Source organism: Vulcaniibacterium tengchongense (assembly GCF_003814555.1).
In the GTDB taxonomy this organism is placed as follows: domain Bacteria; phylum Pseudomonadota; class Gammaproteobacteria; order Xanthomonadales; family Xanthomonadaceae; genus Vulcaniibacterium; species Vulcaniibacterium tengchongense.
In genome coordinates this window covers 620,153-636,252 of sequence record NZ_RKQN01000001.1, presented here as the reverse complement: position 1 = coordinate 636,252, position 16,100 = coordinate 620,153, and the positions used below count along the sequence as shown (strand labels likewise).

Here is a 16,100-nt window from a genome sequence, read left to right as displayed (position 1 = left end):
CGAAGCACGCAGTCATGGATGCCGCCCTCCTCGGTCCGGGGCACCGGCGCCGGCCCCTGGCCTGGCTGACCGGCTTCACCCTGGCCAATGTCGTCCTCGCGATCCTGGTCGCCGCCCGCAACATCCCGTTCGCGGAGCTCGGCGCCCCCGCCCCGCTGCTGTTCCTGGGGCTGGCGATGAGCGGGCACTTCCTGTTCTTCGGCGGATTGCTCGGGCTGCCGGCCTGGATCGTCGGCCGCGTGCTGCGCAGCGCGCGCTGGCTGACCGTGGTCGCGGTGCTGCTGCAGACCCTGTGGCTGGCGCTGCTGCTGGCCGACAGCAAGGTCTTCGCGCTGTACCGCTTCCACCTCAACGGCATGGTCGCGAACATGCTGTTCGGCGGCGCGCTGCAGGAACAGGTCACCTTCTCGCCGCGGATGTGGGCGACGCTGGCCGCCGCGGGCGCGGCGCTGCTGGCGGTGCAGATCGCCCTGGCCTGGGGCTGCTGGCGGCTGCTGTGGCGCTGGCCGGGGCTGGTCGCGGTGCGGCGCGCCGGCTGGGTCGCGCTGGCGATCATGGTCGCCGGCCAGGCGATGGCCGCCTACTACGACGCCCGCGGCGAGCGCGCGATGCTGCGCCAGCTGGTCTACATCCCCTGGGCCAAGCCGATCACGCTCAAGCGCGCGCTGCACCGCTTCGGCGTGACCGGCGCGGGCGCCGCCGAACGCCCGCCGGAGGTCGGCGGCGGCGCGCTGCGCTACCCCCTGAGGCCGCTGCAGTGCGCCGCCCGTCCCCGGTACAACCTGCTGATCGTCGTCGTCGAATCGCTGCGCCACGACATGCTGGCGCCGCGGACGATGCCGCTGACCTGGGCCTATGCCCGGGACGCCTGGCGCTTCGACCGCCACTACAGCGCCGGCAACGCCACCCGCTTCGGCCTGTTCGGGCTGATGTACGGCCTGCCCGGCGGGTACTGGCACGCGATGCTGGCCGAACAACGCGGCCCGGTGCTGATCGACCGGCTGCGCCAGGCGGGCTACGACATGCGCCTCTACGGCAGCGCGCCGCTGTACAGCCCGGAGTTCGACCGCACCGTGTTCTCGGCGGTGCGCGACCGCATCGTCAACGCCCCCAAGGGCCCGAACGGCGCGCTGCGCGACCGCTACGTGATCGACCGCCTGCGCCAGGACCTGCATCGCCAGCCGCGCGAGCGCCGTTTCTTCGGCTTCGTGTTCCTGGATTCGCCGCATGCGCCCTACCACCTGCCGCCGGGCTACGCGGCGCCGTTCCAGCCGATGGCGCAAGAAGTGAACTTCCTCAGGCTCGGCCCGGAACACGACCCCACGCCCGAGTTCAACCGCTACCGCGCCGCGGTGCGCTACAGCGACGAGCTGATCGGCATGCTGCTGCGCACGCTGGAGGAGACGGCGCTGGCGGACGACACCATCGTCGCGATCACCGGCGACCACGGCGAGGAGTTCAACGACCTGGGCCTGAACTACTGGGGCCACAACGGCAATTTCTCCGACTGGCAGCTGCGCACCCCGCTGGTGCTGCGCTGGCCGGGCCGGCCGCCGCAGGCGGTGGCGCGGATCACCTCGCACGAGGACCTGGTGCCGACCCTGATGCGGCACGCCTTCGGCTGCACCAACGACAGCGGCGATTACAGCACCGGGCACGATCTGTTCGCCCCCGGGCCGCAAAGACGGCCGCTGCTGGTGGAGAGCTGGTCGCAGCGCGGCATCCGCGACGGCGGACGCACCTACCTGTTCGACAGCTTCGGCTCGGCCAGCGTGGTCGGCCCGGATTACCGGCCGATCGACGACGCCCGGCCGGATCCGGCGGTGATCGCCAGCGCGTGGGAAATGCTGACGCGCTACCAGGGCGGAGCGGCGGGCCGCGCCCAGGGAGGCTCCGAGGAGCAACGCGACCCTGCGAAAGCCGCGAGCCGGTGACTTCGTTGGAAACCTCAGGCGCTGTGGCGCCGAAGGCGCAAAGCCCCGCGTTCGCAGCCATGACGGCGGGGCCGGGTCGTCCGGAGCCGTCCCCGGCGCCGGGCGGGGCAAACGGGCGCTTGCGCCGCGTCGTCGCTCGTTAGCGGGCGGAAGGCGGCGCAGGGAGGGGTTTCGCCTGCGGCGCGCCCGCACCCAGCGGGGCGCGCGCGGGGTGGCCCGTCATGCCCCCGCCGCGGCGCGCACCGCATCGGCGAGCGCGTCGAGGGTGGACTGCATCAGCGCCGCATCGTCGGCCTCGACCGTGACCCGCACCACCGGCTCGGTGCCGGACGGGCGCAGGAAGGCGCGGCCGCGGCCGGCCACCGCCTGCTGCGCGCGCGCCAGCGCGGCCTGCACCGATTCGGCCTCGGTCGGCAACGCGGCGCCGGCCTGGTAGTGCACGTTGACGGTCTTCTGCGGCACCTTGCGGAAGCCATCGAGCGCCTGGCGCAGCGACCGCCCGCGCCGCTGCAGCACCTCCAGCACCTGCAGCGCGCTGACGATGCCGTCGCCGGTGCTGGTGCGGTCCAGGCACAGCAGGTGGCCGGAGGCCTCGCCGCCGAGCACGCCGCCGTGGGCGGTCAGCTGCTGGTGCACGTAGCGGTCGCCGACCTTGGCGCGGACGAATCCGACCCCGCGTTGCTGCAGCGCGCGCTCGAGCGCGTAGTTGGTCATCAGCGTGCCGACCACCGGGCCGCGCAGGCGGCCGCTTTCCTGCCAGTCGGTCGCGAGCACGTACAGCAGGTCGTCGCCGTCGCGCACCTCGCCCTCCGCGTCCACGAACAGCACGCGGTCGCCGTCGCCGTCGAAGGCGATGCCGAGGTCGGCCCCGGTGGCCCGGACCCGCTCGGCCAGCGCTTCGGGGTGGGTGGAGCCGACGCCGTCGTTGATGTTGACGCCGTTGGGCTCGATGCCGATCGCGTCGACGCGCGCGCCGAGCTCGCCCAGCACCAGCGGGCCGAGCTGGTAGGTGGCGCCGTTGGCGCAATCCATGACGATGCGCAGGCCGCCGAGGTCGAAGCCCTTCGGCACCGAGCTCTTGCAAGCCTCGATGTAGCGGCCGAGCGCGTCGCGGGTGCGCAACGCCTTGCCCAGGCGCTCGGACGGCACGGTGCGGAACGGCCGCTCCAGCGCCGCCTCGATCGCCAACTCGGTGGCGTCGTCGAGCTTCTCGCCGTCGGCGGAGAAGAACTTGATGCCGTTGTCGTGGTGCGGGTTGTGCGAGGCGGAGATCACGATGCCGCCGTCGGCGCGCAGCGACCGGGTCAGGTGCGCGACCGCGGGCGTCGGCATCGGCCCCATCAGCTGCACGTCCACGCCGGCGGCGACCAGGCCGGCCTCGAGCGCGGCCTCGAACATGTAGTTGGAGATGCGGGTGTCCTTGCCGATCACCACCACCGGGTTGCGCCAGCTCGGGCGCGGCAGCGCGTGGCCGTAGGCGTTGCCGAGGCGGAGGACGAAGTCGGCCGAGATCGCGCCCTCGCCGACGCGGCCGCGGATGCCGTCGGTGCCGAAGTATTTACGGGTCATCGAATGGAGTCGTGTCGTGGAAGTGGGGACGGGAAGGACCGGAACGCGGAGCGTGGGGAGCGTTCGCGATCGGCCGCAATCCCGCCTTGGCGCATTCCGCTGCGCCCCCCTGCCCGCGTCACGCCGCTTCGTCCTGCGGCGCCGGCTGGCGCATCAGCAAGGCCAGCAGCGTGGCCAGGCGGTCGCGCAGCTCGCGGCGGTCGCAGATCTGGTCGAGCGCGCCGTGCTCGAGCAGGAACTCCGAGCGCTGGAAGCCTTCCGGCAGCGTCTCGCGCACGGTCTGCTCGATCACGCGCGGGCCGGCGAAACCGATCAGGGCCTCGGGCTCGGCCAGGTTGAGATCGCCGAGCATCGCGAACGAGGCCGACACGCCGCCGGTGGTCGGATGGGTCATCACCGAGACGAAGGGCAGGCCCCTGGCGCGCATGCGCCCGAGCACCGCCGAGGTCTTGGCCATCTGCATCAGCGAGAACAGGCTCTCCTGCATGCGCGCGCCGCCGGTCGCGGAGAAGCACACGAACGGGCAGCCCAGTTCGATCGCGGTCTCGGCGGCGCGGGCGAAGCGCTCGCCGACCACCGAGCCCATCGAGCCGCCCATGAAGGCGAATTCGAACGCCGCGGCGACCAGCGGCCGGCCCTTGAGCGTGCCCTGCATCGCGATCAGCGCGTCGCGTTCGCCGGTGGCCTTCTGCGCCGCCTTGATCCGGTCGGCGTAGCGCTTCTGGTCCTTGAACTTGAGCACGTCGGTCGGGCCGAGTTCGGCGGCGATCTCGCGGCCGCTGCCGGGATCGAGCAGCGCGGCCAGGCGGGCGCGGGCGCGGATCGGCATGTGGAAGTCGCACTTCGGGCAGACCTCGAGGTTCTCCTCGAGCTCCTTGCGGTAGAGCACGGCGCCGCAGCGGTCGCACTTCTCCCACAGCCCTTCCGGCACGCTGCGGCGCTTGGCGGCGCCGGTCTCGGTGCGGATCCCGGAGGGCATCAGTTTCTTGAGCCAGGACATGCGTTGGGCGATCCCCGTTCAGGCTGGAAGGCGGCCGCGGAACCGGCCGAGCGGGCCAGTTTAGCGCAGGGGCGCGCGTGCGCCGGAGCGGCGGCGCCGCGAAGGGTGTGCCGGCGCGGCGCCCGCGATTCCCGCGGGGGGCGCCGTTTGCGATCCGCAGGGGCGAGCCGCACGCAGGGCTCGCGCGCGGCTGCGGCGCAGGGCGGCGGACCGCAGGGCGTCAGGAACGGGAGTCCAGCGCGGCGCGCAGCGGAGCGAGGAAGTCGCGCGCGCAGGCGACCGGGTCGGCGGCTCCGGCCAGCGCCGCCACCAGGGCGCTGCCGACCACCACGCCGTCGGCCTGGCGCGCCATCGCCGCCGCCGAGGCCGCGTCCTTGATGCCGAAGCCCGCCACCACCGGCGCGCGGCTGCGCGCGCGCAACGCCTGCAGGCGTTCGCCCGCGGCGCCGGCGTCGAGGCGGTCGGCGCCGGTCACGCCGGCGAAGCTGACGTAGTAGAGATAGCCCTGCGCCTGGTCGCACAGCGCCTGCAGGCGCGCCTCCGGCGTGGTCGGCGAGGCCAGCAGGATCAGCGCGAGATCCTGTGCGGCGAAGGCCTGGCGGAACTCGCCGCCCTCTTCGGGCGGCAGGTCCACCAGCAGCGCGCCGTCGACGCCGGCCGCGGCTGCGTCGGCGGCGAAACGCGCGGCGCCGCGGATCTCGACCGGGTTGAGATAGCCCATCAGCACCACCGGCGTGTCCGCGTCGCGCTCGCGGAAGCGGCGCACCGCGTCGAGCACGAAGCGCAGGCCCGCGCCGCGCGCCAGCGCGCGCTCGGAGCTGCGCTGGATGGTCGGCCCGTCGGCCATCGGGTCGGAAAACGGCACGCCCAGCTCGATCGCGTCGGCGCCGGCCTCCACCAGGGCGTGCATCACCGGCACCGTCGCCTCGAGCGCGGGGTCGCCGGCGGTGACGAAGGGGATCAGCGCCTTGCGGCCCTGCCGACGGAGCGCGGCGAAGCGGGTATCGATTCGGCTCATGGCACGAGAGGCACGAAATGGGGGAAGAGAAGCGGAGCGGCGGATCGGATGGATGCGGGAGTCCGGGAAAGGGGGGAGCCGCCTTCCTCCCGCTGCCCGCTTCCCTCCCTCGGCTCCCGCATCACAGCGACAGGCCTTCGCGCGCGGCCACCGTATGCACGTCCTTGTCGCCGCGGCCGGAGAGGTTGCACAGCACGATCGCGTCCTTCGGCAGCCCGCGCGCGAGCTCGATCGCCTGCGCCACCGCATGGCTGGACTCGAGCGCCGGCAGGATGCCTTCGGTGCGGGTCAGGCGGTGGAACGCCGCCAGCGCCTGCTCGTCGGTGACGCCGACGTATTCGGCGCGGCCGGCGTCCTTGAGGAAAGCGTGCTCGGGGCCGACGCCGGGATAGTCGAGGCCGGCCGAGACCGAATGCGTCTCCACGATCTGGCCGTCGTCGTCGCACAGCACGTAGGTGCGGTTGCCGTGCAGCACGCCGGGGCGGCCGGCCGCGAGCGACGCGGCGTGGCGGCCGCTGGCGACGCCCTCGCCCGCCGCCTCGGCGCCGACCAGGCGCACGCCGGGGTCGTTGAGGAAGGCATGGAAGATGCCGATCGCGTTGCTGCCGCCGCCGACGCAGGCGGTCACCGCGTCCGGCAGGCGGCCGTACTCGGCCAGCATCTGCGCGCGCGCCTCGCGCCCGACCACGGCGTTGAAGTCGCGCACCATGCGCGGGTACGGGTCGGGCCCGGCGACGGTGCCGATGATGTAGAAGGTGTCGGCGACGTGGGTCACCCAGTCGCGCATCGCCTCGTTGAGCGCGTCCTTCAGCGTGGCCGAGCCGCTGGTGACCGGCACCACGGTCGCGCCGAGCAGCTTCATCCGGTAGACGTTGATCTTCTGCCGCTCGATGTCGGTGGCGCCCATGTACACCACGCACTCGAGCCCGAGCCGCGCCGCCACCGTGGCGCTGGCCACGCCGTGCTGGCCGGCGCCGGTCTCGGCGATGATCCGCTTCTTGCCCATGCGGCTGGCCAGCAGCGCCTGGCCGATGGTGTTGTTGATCTTGTGCGCGCCGGTGTGGTTCAGGTCCTCGCGCTTGAGCAGGATGCGCGCGCCGCCGACCTCGCGGCTGAGGCGCGAGGCTTCGTAGATCGGGCTGGGGCGGCCGACGTAGTGGGCGAGGTCGCGCTCGAACGCGGCGACGAACGCGGGGTCGACCCGCGCCGCGTCGTAGGCCGCGGCCAGTTCCTGCAGCGGGCCGATCAGGGTCTCGGCGACGAAACGGCCGCCATAGCGGCCGAAATGGCCGGACGGGTCGGGATAGGCGTGGAAGTCTTCGATGCGGGCGTTCATCGCGGCGAACCGGGGCCGGCACACGCCGGCGATACCGTCAGGTTATCGCAGGCCAGCCCTCACAAAAACGCATAAAATCGTCCTGGTTCGTCAGGAAAACTCACATGAGCCGCGACCTGCCCCCGCTCAACGCCCTGCGCGCCTTCGAGGCGGTGGCGCGGCTGGACGGCGTGAGCCGCGCCGCGGCCGAGCTGCACGTCACCCACGGCGCAGTGAGCCGGCAGTTGCGGGCGCTGGAGGAGGCGCTGGGCACGGCGCTGTTCGTCCGCCAGGGCCGCGGCCTGGCGCTGACGCCGGCGGGGCGGCGCCTGCATGCGGCGGCCGAGACGGCGTTCGAGCCGCTGCGCGCGACCTGGGCCGAGCTGCGCCGGCGGCCGGCGCAGGCGCCGCTGGTGCTGGGCTGCCCGGGCAGCGTGCTGGCGCGATGGATGATCCCGCGGCTGGACCGGCTCGGCCGCGAACTGCCGGACCTGCGCCTGCACCTGGCCGCCAGCGAAACCGCGCCGGACCCGGCGCTGACCGGGCTCGACGCGGCCCTGCTGATCGCCGCCCCGCCCTGGCCGCGCGAGTGGCGGGTACACGAGCTGGCACCGGAGCGGATCGGCCCGGTGCTGGGCCCGCGCTTCCCGGCATTCGACCGCCTGCGCACCGCCGCGCCGCGGGCGCTGCTCGACTTCGAACTGCTGCACACCGCCTCGCGGCCGCAGGCCTGGCCCGACTGGGCGGCGGCCGTCGGCCTGCCCACGGGACGGCTGCGCCTGGGCACCGGCTTCGCCCATCTCTATTACCTGCTCGAAGCCGCCGTGGCGGGACTCGGCGTGGCGATCGCGCCGCAGCCGCTGGTGGCGCAGGACCTCGCCGCCGGGCGCCTGCACGCCCCTTGGGGCTTCGTGGAAACCGCCGGCCGCTGGATCCTGTGCGAGCCGCGGCGCCGCGGCGACCCGCGCGTGGCGCGGCTGGCCGCATGGCTGCGCGAGGCGCTGGCCGGGGACGCGCCGTGACGCCGTCGCCGTGACGCCACGATCCGCAGGGCCGCGACGGGCAAGGTCCCGTCGCGCTTGCGGCGCGGCTCAACCGATGTGGCAGTCGGCCCGGCGCACTTCCTCGACGAAGCGGCGCATCTTGTAGCCGTCCTTGATGCCGGGCGCGCTCTCGATGCCGCTGGACACGTCCACGCCCCAGGGCTGTACGGTGAGCACCGCGTCGAACACGTTGTCCGGGGTGATGCCGCCGGCGAGCACGAACGGCTTGTGCAGGCCGGACGGGATCTGCGCCCAGTCGAAGGTGCGCCCGCTGCCGCCGGAACCGCCGCGCACGTGGCTGTCGAACAGGAAGCCGGCCGCGCCCGGATAGCGCAGCTGCAGCGCGGTCGCGGTGTAGGCGCGCGGATCGTCGCCCATCGGCACCGCCTTCAGGTACGGCACGCCGAAGCCGCGGCAGAACGCGTCGTCCTCGCTGCCGTGGAACTGCAGCAGGCTGGGACGCACCCGCCGCACCACCTCGCGGACCTCCTCGGCCGGGTTGTCCATGAACAACGCCACCGCGTCGACCAGCGGCGCCAGCGCGTTGCGCATCGCCCGCGCTTCCTCCGGGTCGAGCCGGCGCGGGCTGCCGGGCGCGAACACGAACCCGATCGCGTCCGCGCCCAGCTCGCAGGCCAGCCGGATGTCGCCCGGGCGGGTCATGCCGCAGAACTTGATCCGGGTGCGGAACAGGAGTCGGCTCACAACGTGACCTCCGCGGGCAGGTGCCATTCGGCGGGATAGCGCGGCCCCAAAAACGTCAGGCCCGCGGCCGGCGCGGTCGGCCCGGCCACGGTGCGGTCGCGCCCGGCCAGCAGTTCGCCGATCCACGCCTCCGGCCGTTCGCCACGGCCGACCAGCAACAGACTACCGACGATGTTGCGCACCATGTGGTGAAGAAAGGCGTTGGCCTGGACCTCGATCTCGACGACCTCGCCGGCGCGCCGGACCGAAATCTCCTGCAGTTCGCGGCGCGCGTGCGGCGCCTGGCAGTGCACGGTGCGGAACGCGGAGAAGTCGTTCTCGCCCAGCAGCGCCTGCGCCGCGCGGTGCATCGCCCCGGCGTCCAGCGGCCGCCGTTCCCAGGCCAGGTACTGCCGGCCCAGCGCCGGCCGCACCGGCCGGTTGAGGATGCGATAGCGGTAGCGCCGGGCGCGGGCCGAGAAACGGGCGTGGAATCCGGGCGGCACCGGCCGGCACCAGCGCAGGCAGACCTGCGGCGGCAGCTGCGCGGTCGCGCCCAGCACCCAGCCGCGCGGGTCGCGCGCGACCGGGCTGTCGAAGTGGATCACCTGGCACTCGGCGTGCACGCCGGCGTCGGTGCGGCCGGCGCAGACGGTCTCGATCGGCGCGCCGGCCACGAACGACAGCGCCGCCTCGATCGCGCCCTGCAGCGTGGCTTCGCCCGGCGGGTCGGGCTCGCCGTGCTTGCTCAGGCGTTGCCAGCCGGAGAACGCGCCGCCGTCGTATTCGACGCCGGCGGCGTAGCGGTACGCGCGTGGCGCGTCGTCGACGGCCGTCGCAGGCACGCTCAGCCCAGGTCCTGCAGCATCCGCGCGGCCTGCTGGCGCGCGGCCTGGTCGCCTTCGGCGGCGACCTCGTGCAGCAGCTGGCGGGCGCTGTCGCGGTCGCCGAGGTCGAGATAGGCGCGGGCCAGCTCCAGGCGCTCCTGGCCGGGCACCGGCGCCAGCGACGGTTCGCTGCGGGCCGCCTCGCCCGCGGCGGCGAACAGCACCACCGGCTGCGCCGGCGCTTCCGCCGGCGGCGCGGCGTCGTGCCGGGCCGGTGCGCGCGGCGCAGGCTCCGGCGTCGCGGCGGGTTCGGCCGAGTCCGGCGCGAAGGCGTCCGCGAGCGAGGGCTCGGCGGCCGCGATCGGCGCGCGGAACACCGGGCGCGCCGGGCGCCGGCGCGACAGCCACCAGCCGCCGAGCAGCGCCAGCGCGAGGACGGCGCCGCCGCCCAGCCAGGGCAGCGGCGAGGCGCCGGCCTGCGCGTTCTCGCGCTGCGCCAGGCGCTGCTGCGCCGCGGCCAGCTCGCTGTCCTTCAGCGCGATCAGTTCCTGCTGCTTGCGCTGCAATTGCTCGAGCTCGCCGATGCGGCTCTTCAGTTCCTGGATCTCGGCGTCGCGCGCGGCCAGGGTTTCGCGGGTCTGTTGCAGTTCCTGTCGGAGCATGTCGCCCTCGCCGCCGGCCTGGATGCCGGACTGGGTGCCCGCCTTCGCCGCCTGCGCGGCGCCGGGCGGGACGATTTCCAAACGCGCGTCGGCGCTGCGCGACGCGGCGGCGACGTCGGCCACGCTCGGCCCGGGCGCGACCGCGTCGGTCGCCGGCTGCGGCACCGCGCGCCGCGCTTCGCGCCACTGCCGGATCTGGCTGCCGACCAGCTGCCGCGCCTGCTGCGCGTCGACCGAGGCCAGTTCGGCCTGCGCCGGCACGCGCAGCACCGCGCCGGCCTTGAGCCGGTTGATGTTGCCGCCGATGAAAGCGTCGGGGTTCGCGCGCAGCAACGCGATCATCGCCTGGTCGAGCGTGTGGCCGCCCTCGCCCGGCAGGCGCGCGGCGATCGTCGACAGCGTATCGCCGCGGCGCACGGTGTAGTCCTCGCCGGGACCGGAGGGTTCGGCGACGCGGCGCGGCGGCGGCGCCACCGCGGCCTGCGCGGGCGCGGCAGGACGCGCGGCGATGGCCTGCGCATCGGGCCTTTCCGCTCCGGCGCCCGGCGCCGGTTCGGGCGGCGGTGCGGCCTCCGGCGTCGCGAGCGGCGGGCGCTCGATCACGTTCGGGGCCGACGCCACAGCCTCGTCCACCGGCGGCTGCAGCGGCGCGGAGACGGTGCGCGGCGCATCCACCAGCGCCGAGTATTCGCGCACCAGGCGCCCCTGGCCCCAGTCCACCGAGACCAGGAAGGTCAGCAGCGGCTGGTCCACGGGCCGCTGGCTGCTGACGCGGATCACCGGCTTGCCGCTCGCGTCCAGCGCCGGCGCGAATTGCAGGTCGGCGACCACGCCGGCCGGCGGCTGCAGGCCGACGCGCGCGAACACCGCCGGCGAGGCCAGTTCGGCCTGCAGGTTCTCCAGTTCGCTCGGATCGTTGGACACGATCGGGATCTCGGCGAGGAACGGCTCGCCGAGCTTGGACTTGACCTCGATCTGGCCGAGGCCGAGCGCGGCCGCGGTGCCGCTGGCCAAGGCCAGCGCCAGCGTCAGTGCAGTGCGCGCGTAGTGCTTCACGACCGGTTCAATCCCTCCACTCCGGCGGCGACTCTAGCCGTCGCCGGGGCCGCGGCGCAATGCGCGGCCGTCGCGGAACCGCGTTTTTCCCCGGGGCCGGGCGCGGATCGGCGCGGGCAAGAGCGCGGCGGCCGCAAGCGCCGCCGCGCCCTCCGTCTTTGCGCGCAAGGGCGCGCGGCCGGCTCAGCCGGCCGTGCGCTCGGCCCAGACCAGCTCCGCCAGCTGCACCGCGTTGAGCGCCGCGCCCTTGCGGATGTTGTCGGAGACGATCCACAGATTGACCGCGCGCGGGTGCGAGTAGTCCTCGCGGATGCGGCCGACGTAGACCGGATCGTTGCCCGAGGCGTGGGTGACCGGCGTCGGATAACCGCCCGCCCTGGGCTCGTCGACGACCTCCACGCCCGGCGCGCTCGCCAGCAGCTCGCGCACCTGCGCGGCGGTGATCTTCTCCCGCGTCTCCACGTTCACCGCCTCGGAATGGCCGTAGAACACCGGCACCCGCACCGCGGTCGGGTTCACCTGGATCGAGTCGTCGCCGAGGATCTTGCGCGTCTCCCACACCAGCTTCATCTCTTCCTTGGTGTAGCCGTTGTCCTGGAACTCGTCGATGTGCGGGATCAGGTTGAACGCGATCTGCACCGGGAAGCGCTTCGGGTCCGGGTCCTGGAAGTTGAGGATGCCGGCGGTCTGCCGGCCCAGCTCCTCCAGCGCCGAACGGCCGGCGCCGGAGACGGACTGGTAGGTCGCGACGTTGATCCGCTCGATGCCGACCTTGCGGTGGATCGGCGCCAGCGCCACCAGCATCTGCATGGTCGAGCAGTTCGGGTTGGCGATGATCCCGCGCGGGCGGTTCCTCGCCTGCTCCGGATTGACCTCCGACACCACCAGCGGCACGTCGTCGTCGTAGCGGAACGCCGAGGAGTTGTCGATCACCACCGCGCCGGCGGCCGCGAACTTCGGCGCGTACTCCTTGGACACGCCGCCGCCGGCCGAGAACAGCGCGATGTCGACGCCGGCCGGGTCGAACGCGGCCAGGTCCTGCACCACCCGTTTTTTCGCGCCGAACTCGATCTTCCCGCCGGCCGAGCGCTCGCTGGCCAGCACGTGCAACGTGCCGATGGGGAATTTGCGCTCGGCGAGGATCTTCAGCATGGTCTCGCCGACCGCGCCGGTGGCACCGACGATGGCAACATTGCAGGAGCTCTTGGCGTTCATTGGTTCCTTCTGCTCTGGTGGGAGGAGCCGCCGGACCGATGTCCGGCGGGTGTTGCGATGAGGAGCTCAGCCGGCGGCCGCGCCGTTGCGCCGGCACAGGTCGTCCACCGCCTCGGGCGAGAGCCACAGCACGGTGTCCAGGTACTGCTCGATCAGCGCGACGATGGCCTCGCGCGGGCCGCGGCGCCAGGCGTCGGAGGCGTAGAACGCATCCTGGCGTCGCTGCAGCTCGTCGAGGTCGGCGTAGGCGCGGGCCAGGAAGTACGTGTCGGCCTGGTGCGGCGACGGCCCGAACGCGACCACCTCATGGCCCCATTGTCGCAGCAACGGCACCGCCCGTTCCACGAAAGCGCGGTGGAATGCGGCCGTCGCGCCGGGCTTGAGCTGGTAGGAACGGATCTGGACGAGGCGGACCATGGCGGTGGGGGCAAGGGGCGGCGCAGCGGCGCTCAGCCGACCGCCAGCGCCTCCGGGTTCAGCGGCGTCGGCGGCTTCCCGGCGTCCGGGCCGTAGCCGAGCGCCGCGAGCAGATTGTCCACCGCCAACGCCACCATCGCGCGCCGGGTGGCCCGGCTGGCGCTGGCGATGTGCGGGGTGAGCACCAGGTTCGGCAGCGCCAGCAGGCGCGGATTGACCGCCGGCTCGCCCTCGAACACGTCCAGCGCCGCCGCGGCCAGGCGCCCGGCCGCGAGCGCATCGGCCAGCGCGTCCTCGTCGACCAGCCCGCCGCGGGCGATGTTGGTCAGGGTCGCGCCCGGCTTCATCTTCGCCAGCGCCGCGGCGTCCACCAGGTGGCGCGCCTGCGGCGAGTACGGCAGCACCAGGATCAGGTGGTCGCTGCGCGCCAGCAGGTCGTCGAAGCCGACGTACTCGGCGCGGCAGTCGCGCTCCACCGCGTCGGCCAGGCGCCGGCGGTTGTGGTACAGCACGCGCATGCGGAAGCCCGCGGCCCGGCGCGCGACCGCCTGGCCGATCCGGCCCATGCCGAGGATGCCGAGCGTCGCGCCGTGCACGTCGCCGCCGAGCAGCGTGTCGAAGCTCCACTGCCGCCAGTGCCCGGCGCGCAGCCAGCGTTCGGCTTCGCCGATCCGGCGCGCCGCGGCCAGCATCAGCGCGAAGCCGAAGTCCGCGGTGGTCTCGGTGAGCACGTCCGGGGTGTTGCTGACCAGGATGCCGGCGCGCGTCATCGCCGCCAGGTCGATGTTGTCGTAGCCGACCCCGACGTTGGCGATCGCGCGCAGGCGCGGCGCGCCGGCCACTTCCGCCGCGCCGATCGCGTCGTTCAGCGTCACCAGCGCGCCGTCGGCGCGGGCCAGCGCCGCGGCGATGGCCTGCGGGCTGTGCCGGGTGACGGCCGCGGTGCGGATCACGTCGAAATGGGCGTCGAGCCGCGCGACGATGTCGTCGAACAGCGGCTGCGAGACCCAGACGCGCCGTCGCGCCTCAGCCATGGATCTGCCCCGGGATGCGCGGCGCCACCGTGCCGACGTCGCCGCACTGGGCGCGGTGGCGCAGGGCCTGGTCGATCAGCACCAGCGCGACCATCGCCTCGCAGATGGGCGTGGCGCGGATGCCCACGCAGGGGTCGTGGCGGCCGGTGGTGACCACGTCCACCACGTTGCCGTGCACGTCCAGCCCCTCGACCGGCAGGCGCAGGCTCGAGGTGGGCTTGAACGCCACCGAGCAGCGCAGCGGCTGCCCGGTGCTGATGCCGCCGAGCACGCCGCCGGCGTGGTTGCTGGCGAAGCCCTGCGGGGTCATGCGGTCGCGGTGCTCGCTGCCCTTCTGCGCGACGCTGGCGAAGCCGTCGCCGATCTCCACGCCCTTGACCGCGTTGATGCTCATCAGGGCGGCGGCGAGCTCGCCGTCGAGCTTGCCGTAGACCGGCTCGCCCCAGCCCGGCGGCACGCCGGTGGCGACCACGTCCACGCGCGCGCCGACCGAATCGCCGGACTTGCGCAGCGCGTCCATGTACCGCTCCAGCTCGGCCACCTGCTGCGCATCGGGCCAGAAGAACGGGTTGTCCTCCACCACCGACAGGTCGATGCCGCGCGGCACGATCCCGCCCAGCTGCGACAGGTAGCCTTGCACGCGCACGCCGAACTTCTCGGCCAGCCATTTCTTGGCGATCACCGCCGCGGCCACCCGCATCGTGGTCTCGCGCGCGGACGAGCGGCCGCCGCCGCGCGGGTCGCGGATGCCGTACTTCTGCCAGTAGGCGTAGTCGGCGTGGCCGGGGCGGAACTGCTCGGCGATCCTCGCGTAGTCCTTGCTGCGCGGGTCGGTGTTGCGGATCAGCAGCCCGATCGGCGTGCCGGTGGTGCGGCCTTCGTACACGCCGCTGAGGATCTCCACCTCGTCGGCCTCGCGGCGCTGCGAGGTGTGGCGGGTGCGGCCGGTGGCGCGGCGCTCCAGGTCGCGGCGGAAGTCCTCCGGCGCGATCCCGATGCCGGGCGGGCAGCCGTCGATCACGCAACCGATCGCCGGCCCGTGGCTCTCGCCGAAGGTGGTCACCGCAAACAGCTTGCCGAAGGTATTGCTGGACACGTTCGCGTCGCGCCTGGGGCGCGCACTCGTGGAAGGGAGCGGCAACTCTAGCAAGCCGGATCGGTTGCTGCTGGAACCGCTCGGCCCGCCGCCGAAGGCACCGTTGGCGCCCCGGCGTTGCCGGTGCCCGCCTTCCCCGGGCAGGGCAACGTCCGCGCCCGCCTTCGCGGGAACGACGCAGCGGGAGCCATGTGGAACGACGGGTTCCGCGCCGGGAACGAAGCGCAGGACCGCGACGGCCCGGCGCGGCGGGGCGGCGCGGCTTCAGCCCCGCGCGTCGGCCAGTTGCTTGATCCGTGCGTGATGCTCGACCAGGTCGGCGCGCTCGGCCACGAACACGCCCATCTGCCCCACCTTGAACTCGACCCAGGCCAGCGGCAGCTCCGGCAGCAGCGCGGTCAGCGCGCGCTCGGCCTCGCCGACCTCGCAGATCAGCAGGCCGTGCTCGCCCAGGTGCCCGGGCGCGTCGCGCAGGATCCTCAGCGCCAGGTCGAGGCCGTCCGCGCCGGCGCGCAGGCCGCGCTCGGGCTCGTGGGCGTATTCCCTCGGCAGCGCGTCGGTCTCGGCGTCGGTGACGTACGGCGGATTGGTCACGATCAGGTCGAACACCTCGCCGCGCAGGCCGGCGAACAGGTCCGACTTGCGCAGCTCGACGTTGTCCGCGTGCAGGCGCGCCTTGTTCTCCTCCGCCAGCGACAGCGCCGCCTCGTCGATGTCCGCGCCGACCACCTGCCAATGCGGATGGTAGTGGCCCATCGCGATGGCGATGCAGCCCGAGCCGGTGCACAGGTCGAGCGCGCGCTCGACCGCACGCCCGCCCAGCCAGGGCTCGAAGCCGGCGACGATCAGCTCGGCGATCGGCGAGCGCGGCACCAGCGCGCGGCGGTCGCTCTTGAAGCTGAGCCCGGCGAACCAGGCCTCGCCGGTCAGGTAGGCGGCGGGGACGCGCTCGCGGATGCGGCGCTCGAACAGGGCCAGCACCCGCGCCCGCTCCTCGGCGGTGACGCGCGCGTTGCCGTACACCGGGCTCAGGTCGTGCGGCAGGTGCAGCGCGTGCAGCACCAGCTGGGTCGCTTCGTCGAGCGCGTTGTCGTAGCTGTGGCCGAACGTCAGCCCGGCCTCGTTGAAGCGGCTGCCGCCGTAGCGGATCAGGTCGACGATCGAGACCTGCTCGAAGGAGACGGAGTCGGTCATGGCGGCGCGGGGCGGGAAGGGCCGGCGATTATAGCG

Annotated in this window: 14 protein-coding genes; 2 read left to right on the top strand and 12 right to left on the bottom strand. The window is 73.7% G+C overall.

Annotated features, from left to right (window positions below; all coding sequences use genetic code 11):
* Positions 1-14 precede the first annotated feature (14 nt).
* Positions 15-1,934, top strand: coding sequence for a DUF3413 domain-containing protein (locus EDC50_RS02955; RefSeq protein ID WP_123768964.1), 1,920 nt, complete (start codon positions 15-17; stop codon positions 1,932-1,934).
* Between the two features lie 219 nt (positions 1,935-2,153).
* On the opposite strand, the gene glmM is transcribed toward EDC50_RS02955, so the two are convergent.
* The 4 genes from glmM to trpB form a co-directional block, all read right to left on the bottom strand.
* Positions 2,154-3,503 (bottom strand): phosphoglucosamine mutase, encoded by a 1,350-nt coding sequence (gene glmM, locus EDC50_RS02950; protein ID WP_123768963.1) that lies wholly within the window; start codon positions 3,501-3,503, stop codon positions 2,154-2,156.
* Positions 3,504-3,621: 118 nt separating this feature from the next.
* Positions 3,622-4,503 (bottom strand): acetyl-CoA carboxylase, carboxyltransferase subunit beta, encoded by an 882-nt coding sequence (gene accD / locus EDC50_RS02945; RefSeq protein WP_123768962.1) that lies wholly within the window; start codon positions 4,501-4,503, stop codon positions 3,622-3,624.
* A 220-nt stretch (positions 4,504-4,723) separates the two neighbouring features.
* Positions 4,724-5,521, bottom strand: a complete 798-nt coding sequence (trpA, locus tag EDC50_RS02940) for a tryptophan synthase subunit alpha (protein ID WP_123768961.1) — start codon at positions 5,519-5,521, stop codon at positions 4,724-4,726.
* Between the two features lie 121 nt (positions 5,522-5,642).
* Positions 5,643-6,857 carry a tryptophan synthase subunit beta gene (trpB, locus tag EDC50_RS02935; RefSeq protein WP_123768960.1) on the bottom strand — a complete coding sequence of 405 codons (1,215 nt, stop codon included), beginning with the start codon at positions 6,855-6,857 and terminating at the stop codon, positions 5,643-5,645.
* Between the two features lie 104 nt (positions 6,858-6,961).
* On the opposite strand from trpB, the gene EDC50_RS02930 reads away from it, so the two are divergent.
* Entirely contained in the window at positions 6,962-7,858 is an 897-nt protein-coding gene (locus EDC50_RS02930; protein WP_123768959.1) for a LysR family transcriptional regulator, read from the top strand.
* Between the two features lie 69 nt (positions 7,859-7,927).
* Here EDC50_RS02930 and EDC50_RS02925 read toward each other — a convergent pair whose 3' ends face one another.
* The 8 genes from EDC50_RS02925 to prmB form a co-directional block, all read right to left on the bottom strand.
* Entirely contained in the window at positions 7,928-8,584 is a 657-nt protein-coding gene (locus EDC50_RS02925; RefSeq protein WP_123768958.1) for a phosphoribosylanthranilate isomerase, read from the bottom strand.
* Positions 8,581-9,408 carry a tRNA pseudouridine(38-40) synthase TruA gene (truA, locus tag EDC50_RS02920; protein WP_123768957.1) on the bottom strand — a complete coding sequence of 276 codons (828 nt, stop codon included), beginning with the start codon at positions 9,406-9,408 and terminating at the stop codon, positions 8,581-8,583. Before truA ends, EDC50_RS02925 begins: the two co-directional genes overlap by 4 nt.
* 2 nt (positions 9,409-9,410) lie before the next feature.
* Positions 9,411-11,108 carry a type IV pilus assembly protein FimV gene (locus tag EDC50_RS02915; RefSeq protein WP_244922519.1) on the bottom strand — a complete coding sequence of 566 codons (1,698 nt, stop codon included), beginning with the start codon at positions 11,106-11,108 and terminating at the stop codon, positions 9,411-9,413.
* Positions 11,109-11,291: 183 nt separating this feature from the next.
* The gene (locus EDC50_RS02910) at positions 11,292-12,323 is read right to left on the bottom strand and encodes an aspartate-semialdehyde dehydrogenase (RefSeq protein ID WP_123768955.1); all 1,032 of its coding nucleotides are present in this window, start codon (positions 12,321-12,323) and stop codon (positions 11,292-11,294) included.
* A 66-nt stretch (positions 12,324-12,389) separates the two neighbouring features.
* Positions 12,390-12,740: an NIPSNAP family protein gene (locus EDC50_RS02905; protein WP_123768954.1), complete on the bottom strand. Its 351-nt coding sequence runs from the start codon at positions 12,738-12,740 to the stop codon at positions 12,390-12,392.
* Between the two features lie 32 nt (positions 12,741-12,772).
* Positions 12,773-13,774 carry a 2-hydroxyacid dehydrogenase gene (locus EDC50_RS02900; protein ID WP_123768953.1) on the bottom strand — a complete coding sequence of 334 codons (1,002 nt, stop codon included), beginning with the start codon at positions 13,772-13,774 and terminating at the stop codon, positions 12,773-12,775.
* On the bottom strand, positions 13,767-14,870 hold the full coding sequence (aroC, locus tag EDC50_RS02895) for a chorismate synthase (RefSeq protein WP_123768952.1): 1,104 nt from the start codon (positions 14,868-14,870) through the stop codon (positions 13,767-13,769). Before aroC ends, EDC50_RS02900 begins: the two co-directional genes overlap by 8 nt.
* A 264-nt stretch (positions 14,871-15,134) precedes the next feature.
* Positions 15,135-16,064, bottom strand: coding sequence for a 50S ribosomal protein L3 N(5)-glutamine methyltransferase (gene prmB, locus EDC50_RS02890; protein WP_123768951.1), 930 nt, complete (start codon positions 16,062-16,064; stop codon positions 15,135-15,137).
* Between the last annotated feature and the right edge of the window lie 36 nt (positions 16,065-16,100).

Coding starts and splice junctions, on each gene's coding strand:
- accD (WP_123768962.1), bottom strand. CDS start 4,503: ATGTCCTGGCTCAAGAAACTGATGCCCTCCGGGATCCGCACCGAGACC.
- EDC50_RS02910 (WP_123768955.1), bottom strand. CDS start 12,323: ATGAACGCCAAGAGCTCCTGCAATGTTGCCATCGTCGGTGCCACCGGC.
- EDC50_RS02905 (WP_123768954.1), bottom strand. CDS start 12,740: ATGGTCCGCCTCGTCCAGATCCGTTCCTACCAGCTCAAGCCCGGCGCG.
- glmM (WP_123768963.1), bottom strand. CDS start 3,503: ATGACCCGTAAATACTTCGGCACCGACGGCATCCGCGGCCGCGTCGGC.
- trpA (WP_123768961.1), bottom strand. CDS start 5,521: ATGAGCCGAATCGATACCCGCTTCGCCGCGCTCCGTCGGCAGGGCCGC.
- prmB (WP_123768951.1), bottom strand. CDS start 16,064: ATGACCGACTCCGTCTCCTTCGAGCAGGTCTCGATCGTCGACCTGATC.
- EDC50_RS02930 (WP_123768959.1), top strand. CDS start 6,962: ATGAGCCGCGACCTGCCCCCGCTCAACGCCCTGCGCGCCTTCGAGGCG.
- EDC50_RS02955 (WP_123768964.1), top strand. CDS start 15: ATGGATGCCGCCCTCCTCGGTCCGGGGCACCGGCGCCGGCCCCTGGCC.
- trpB (WP_123768960.1), bottom strand. CDS start 6,857: ATGAACGCCCGCATCGAAGACTTCCACGCCTATCCCGACCCGTCCGGC.
- EDC50_RS02900 (WP_123768953.1), bottom strand. CDS start 13,774: ATGGCTGAGGCGCGACGGCGCGTCTGGGTCTCGCAGCCGCTGTTCGAC.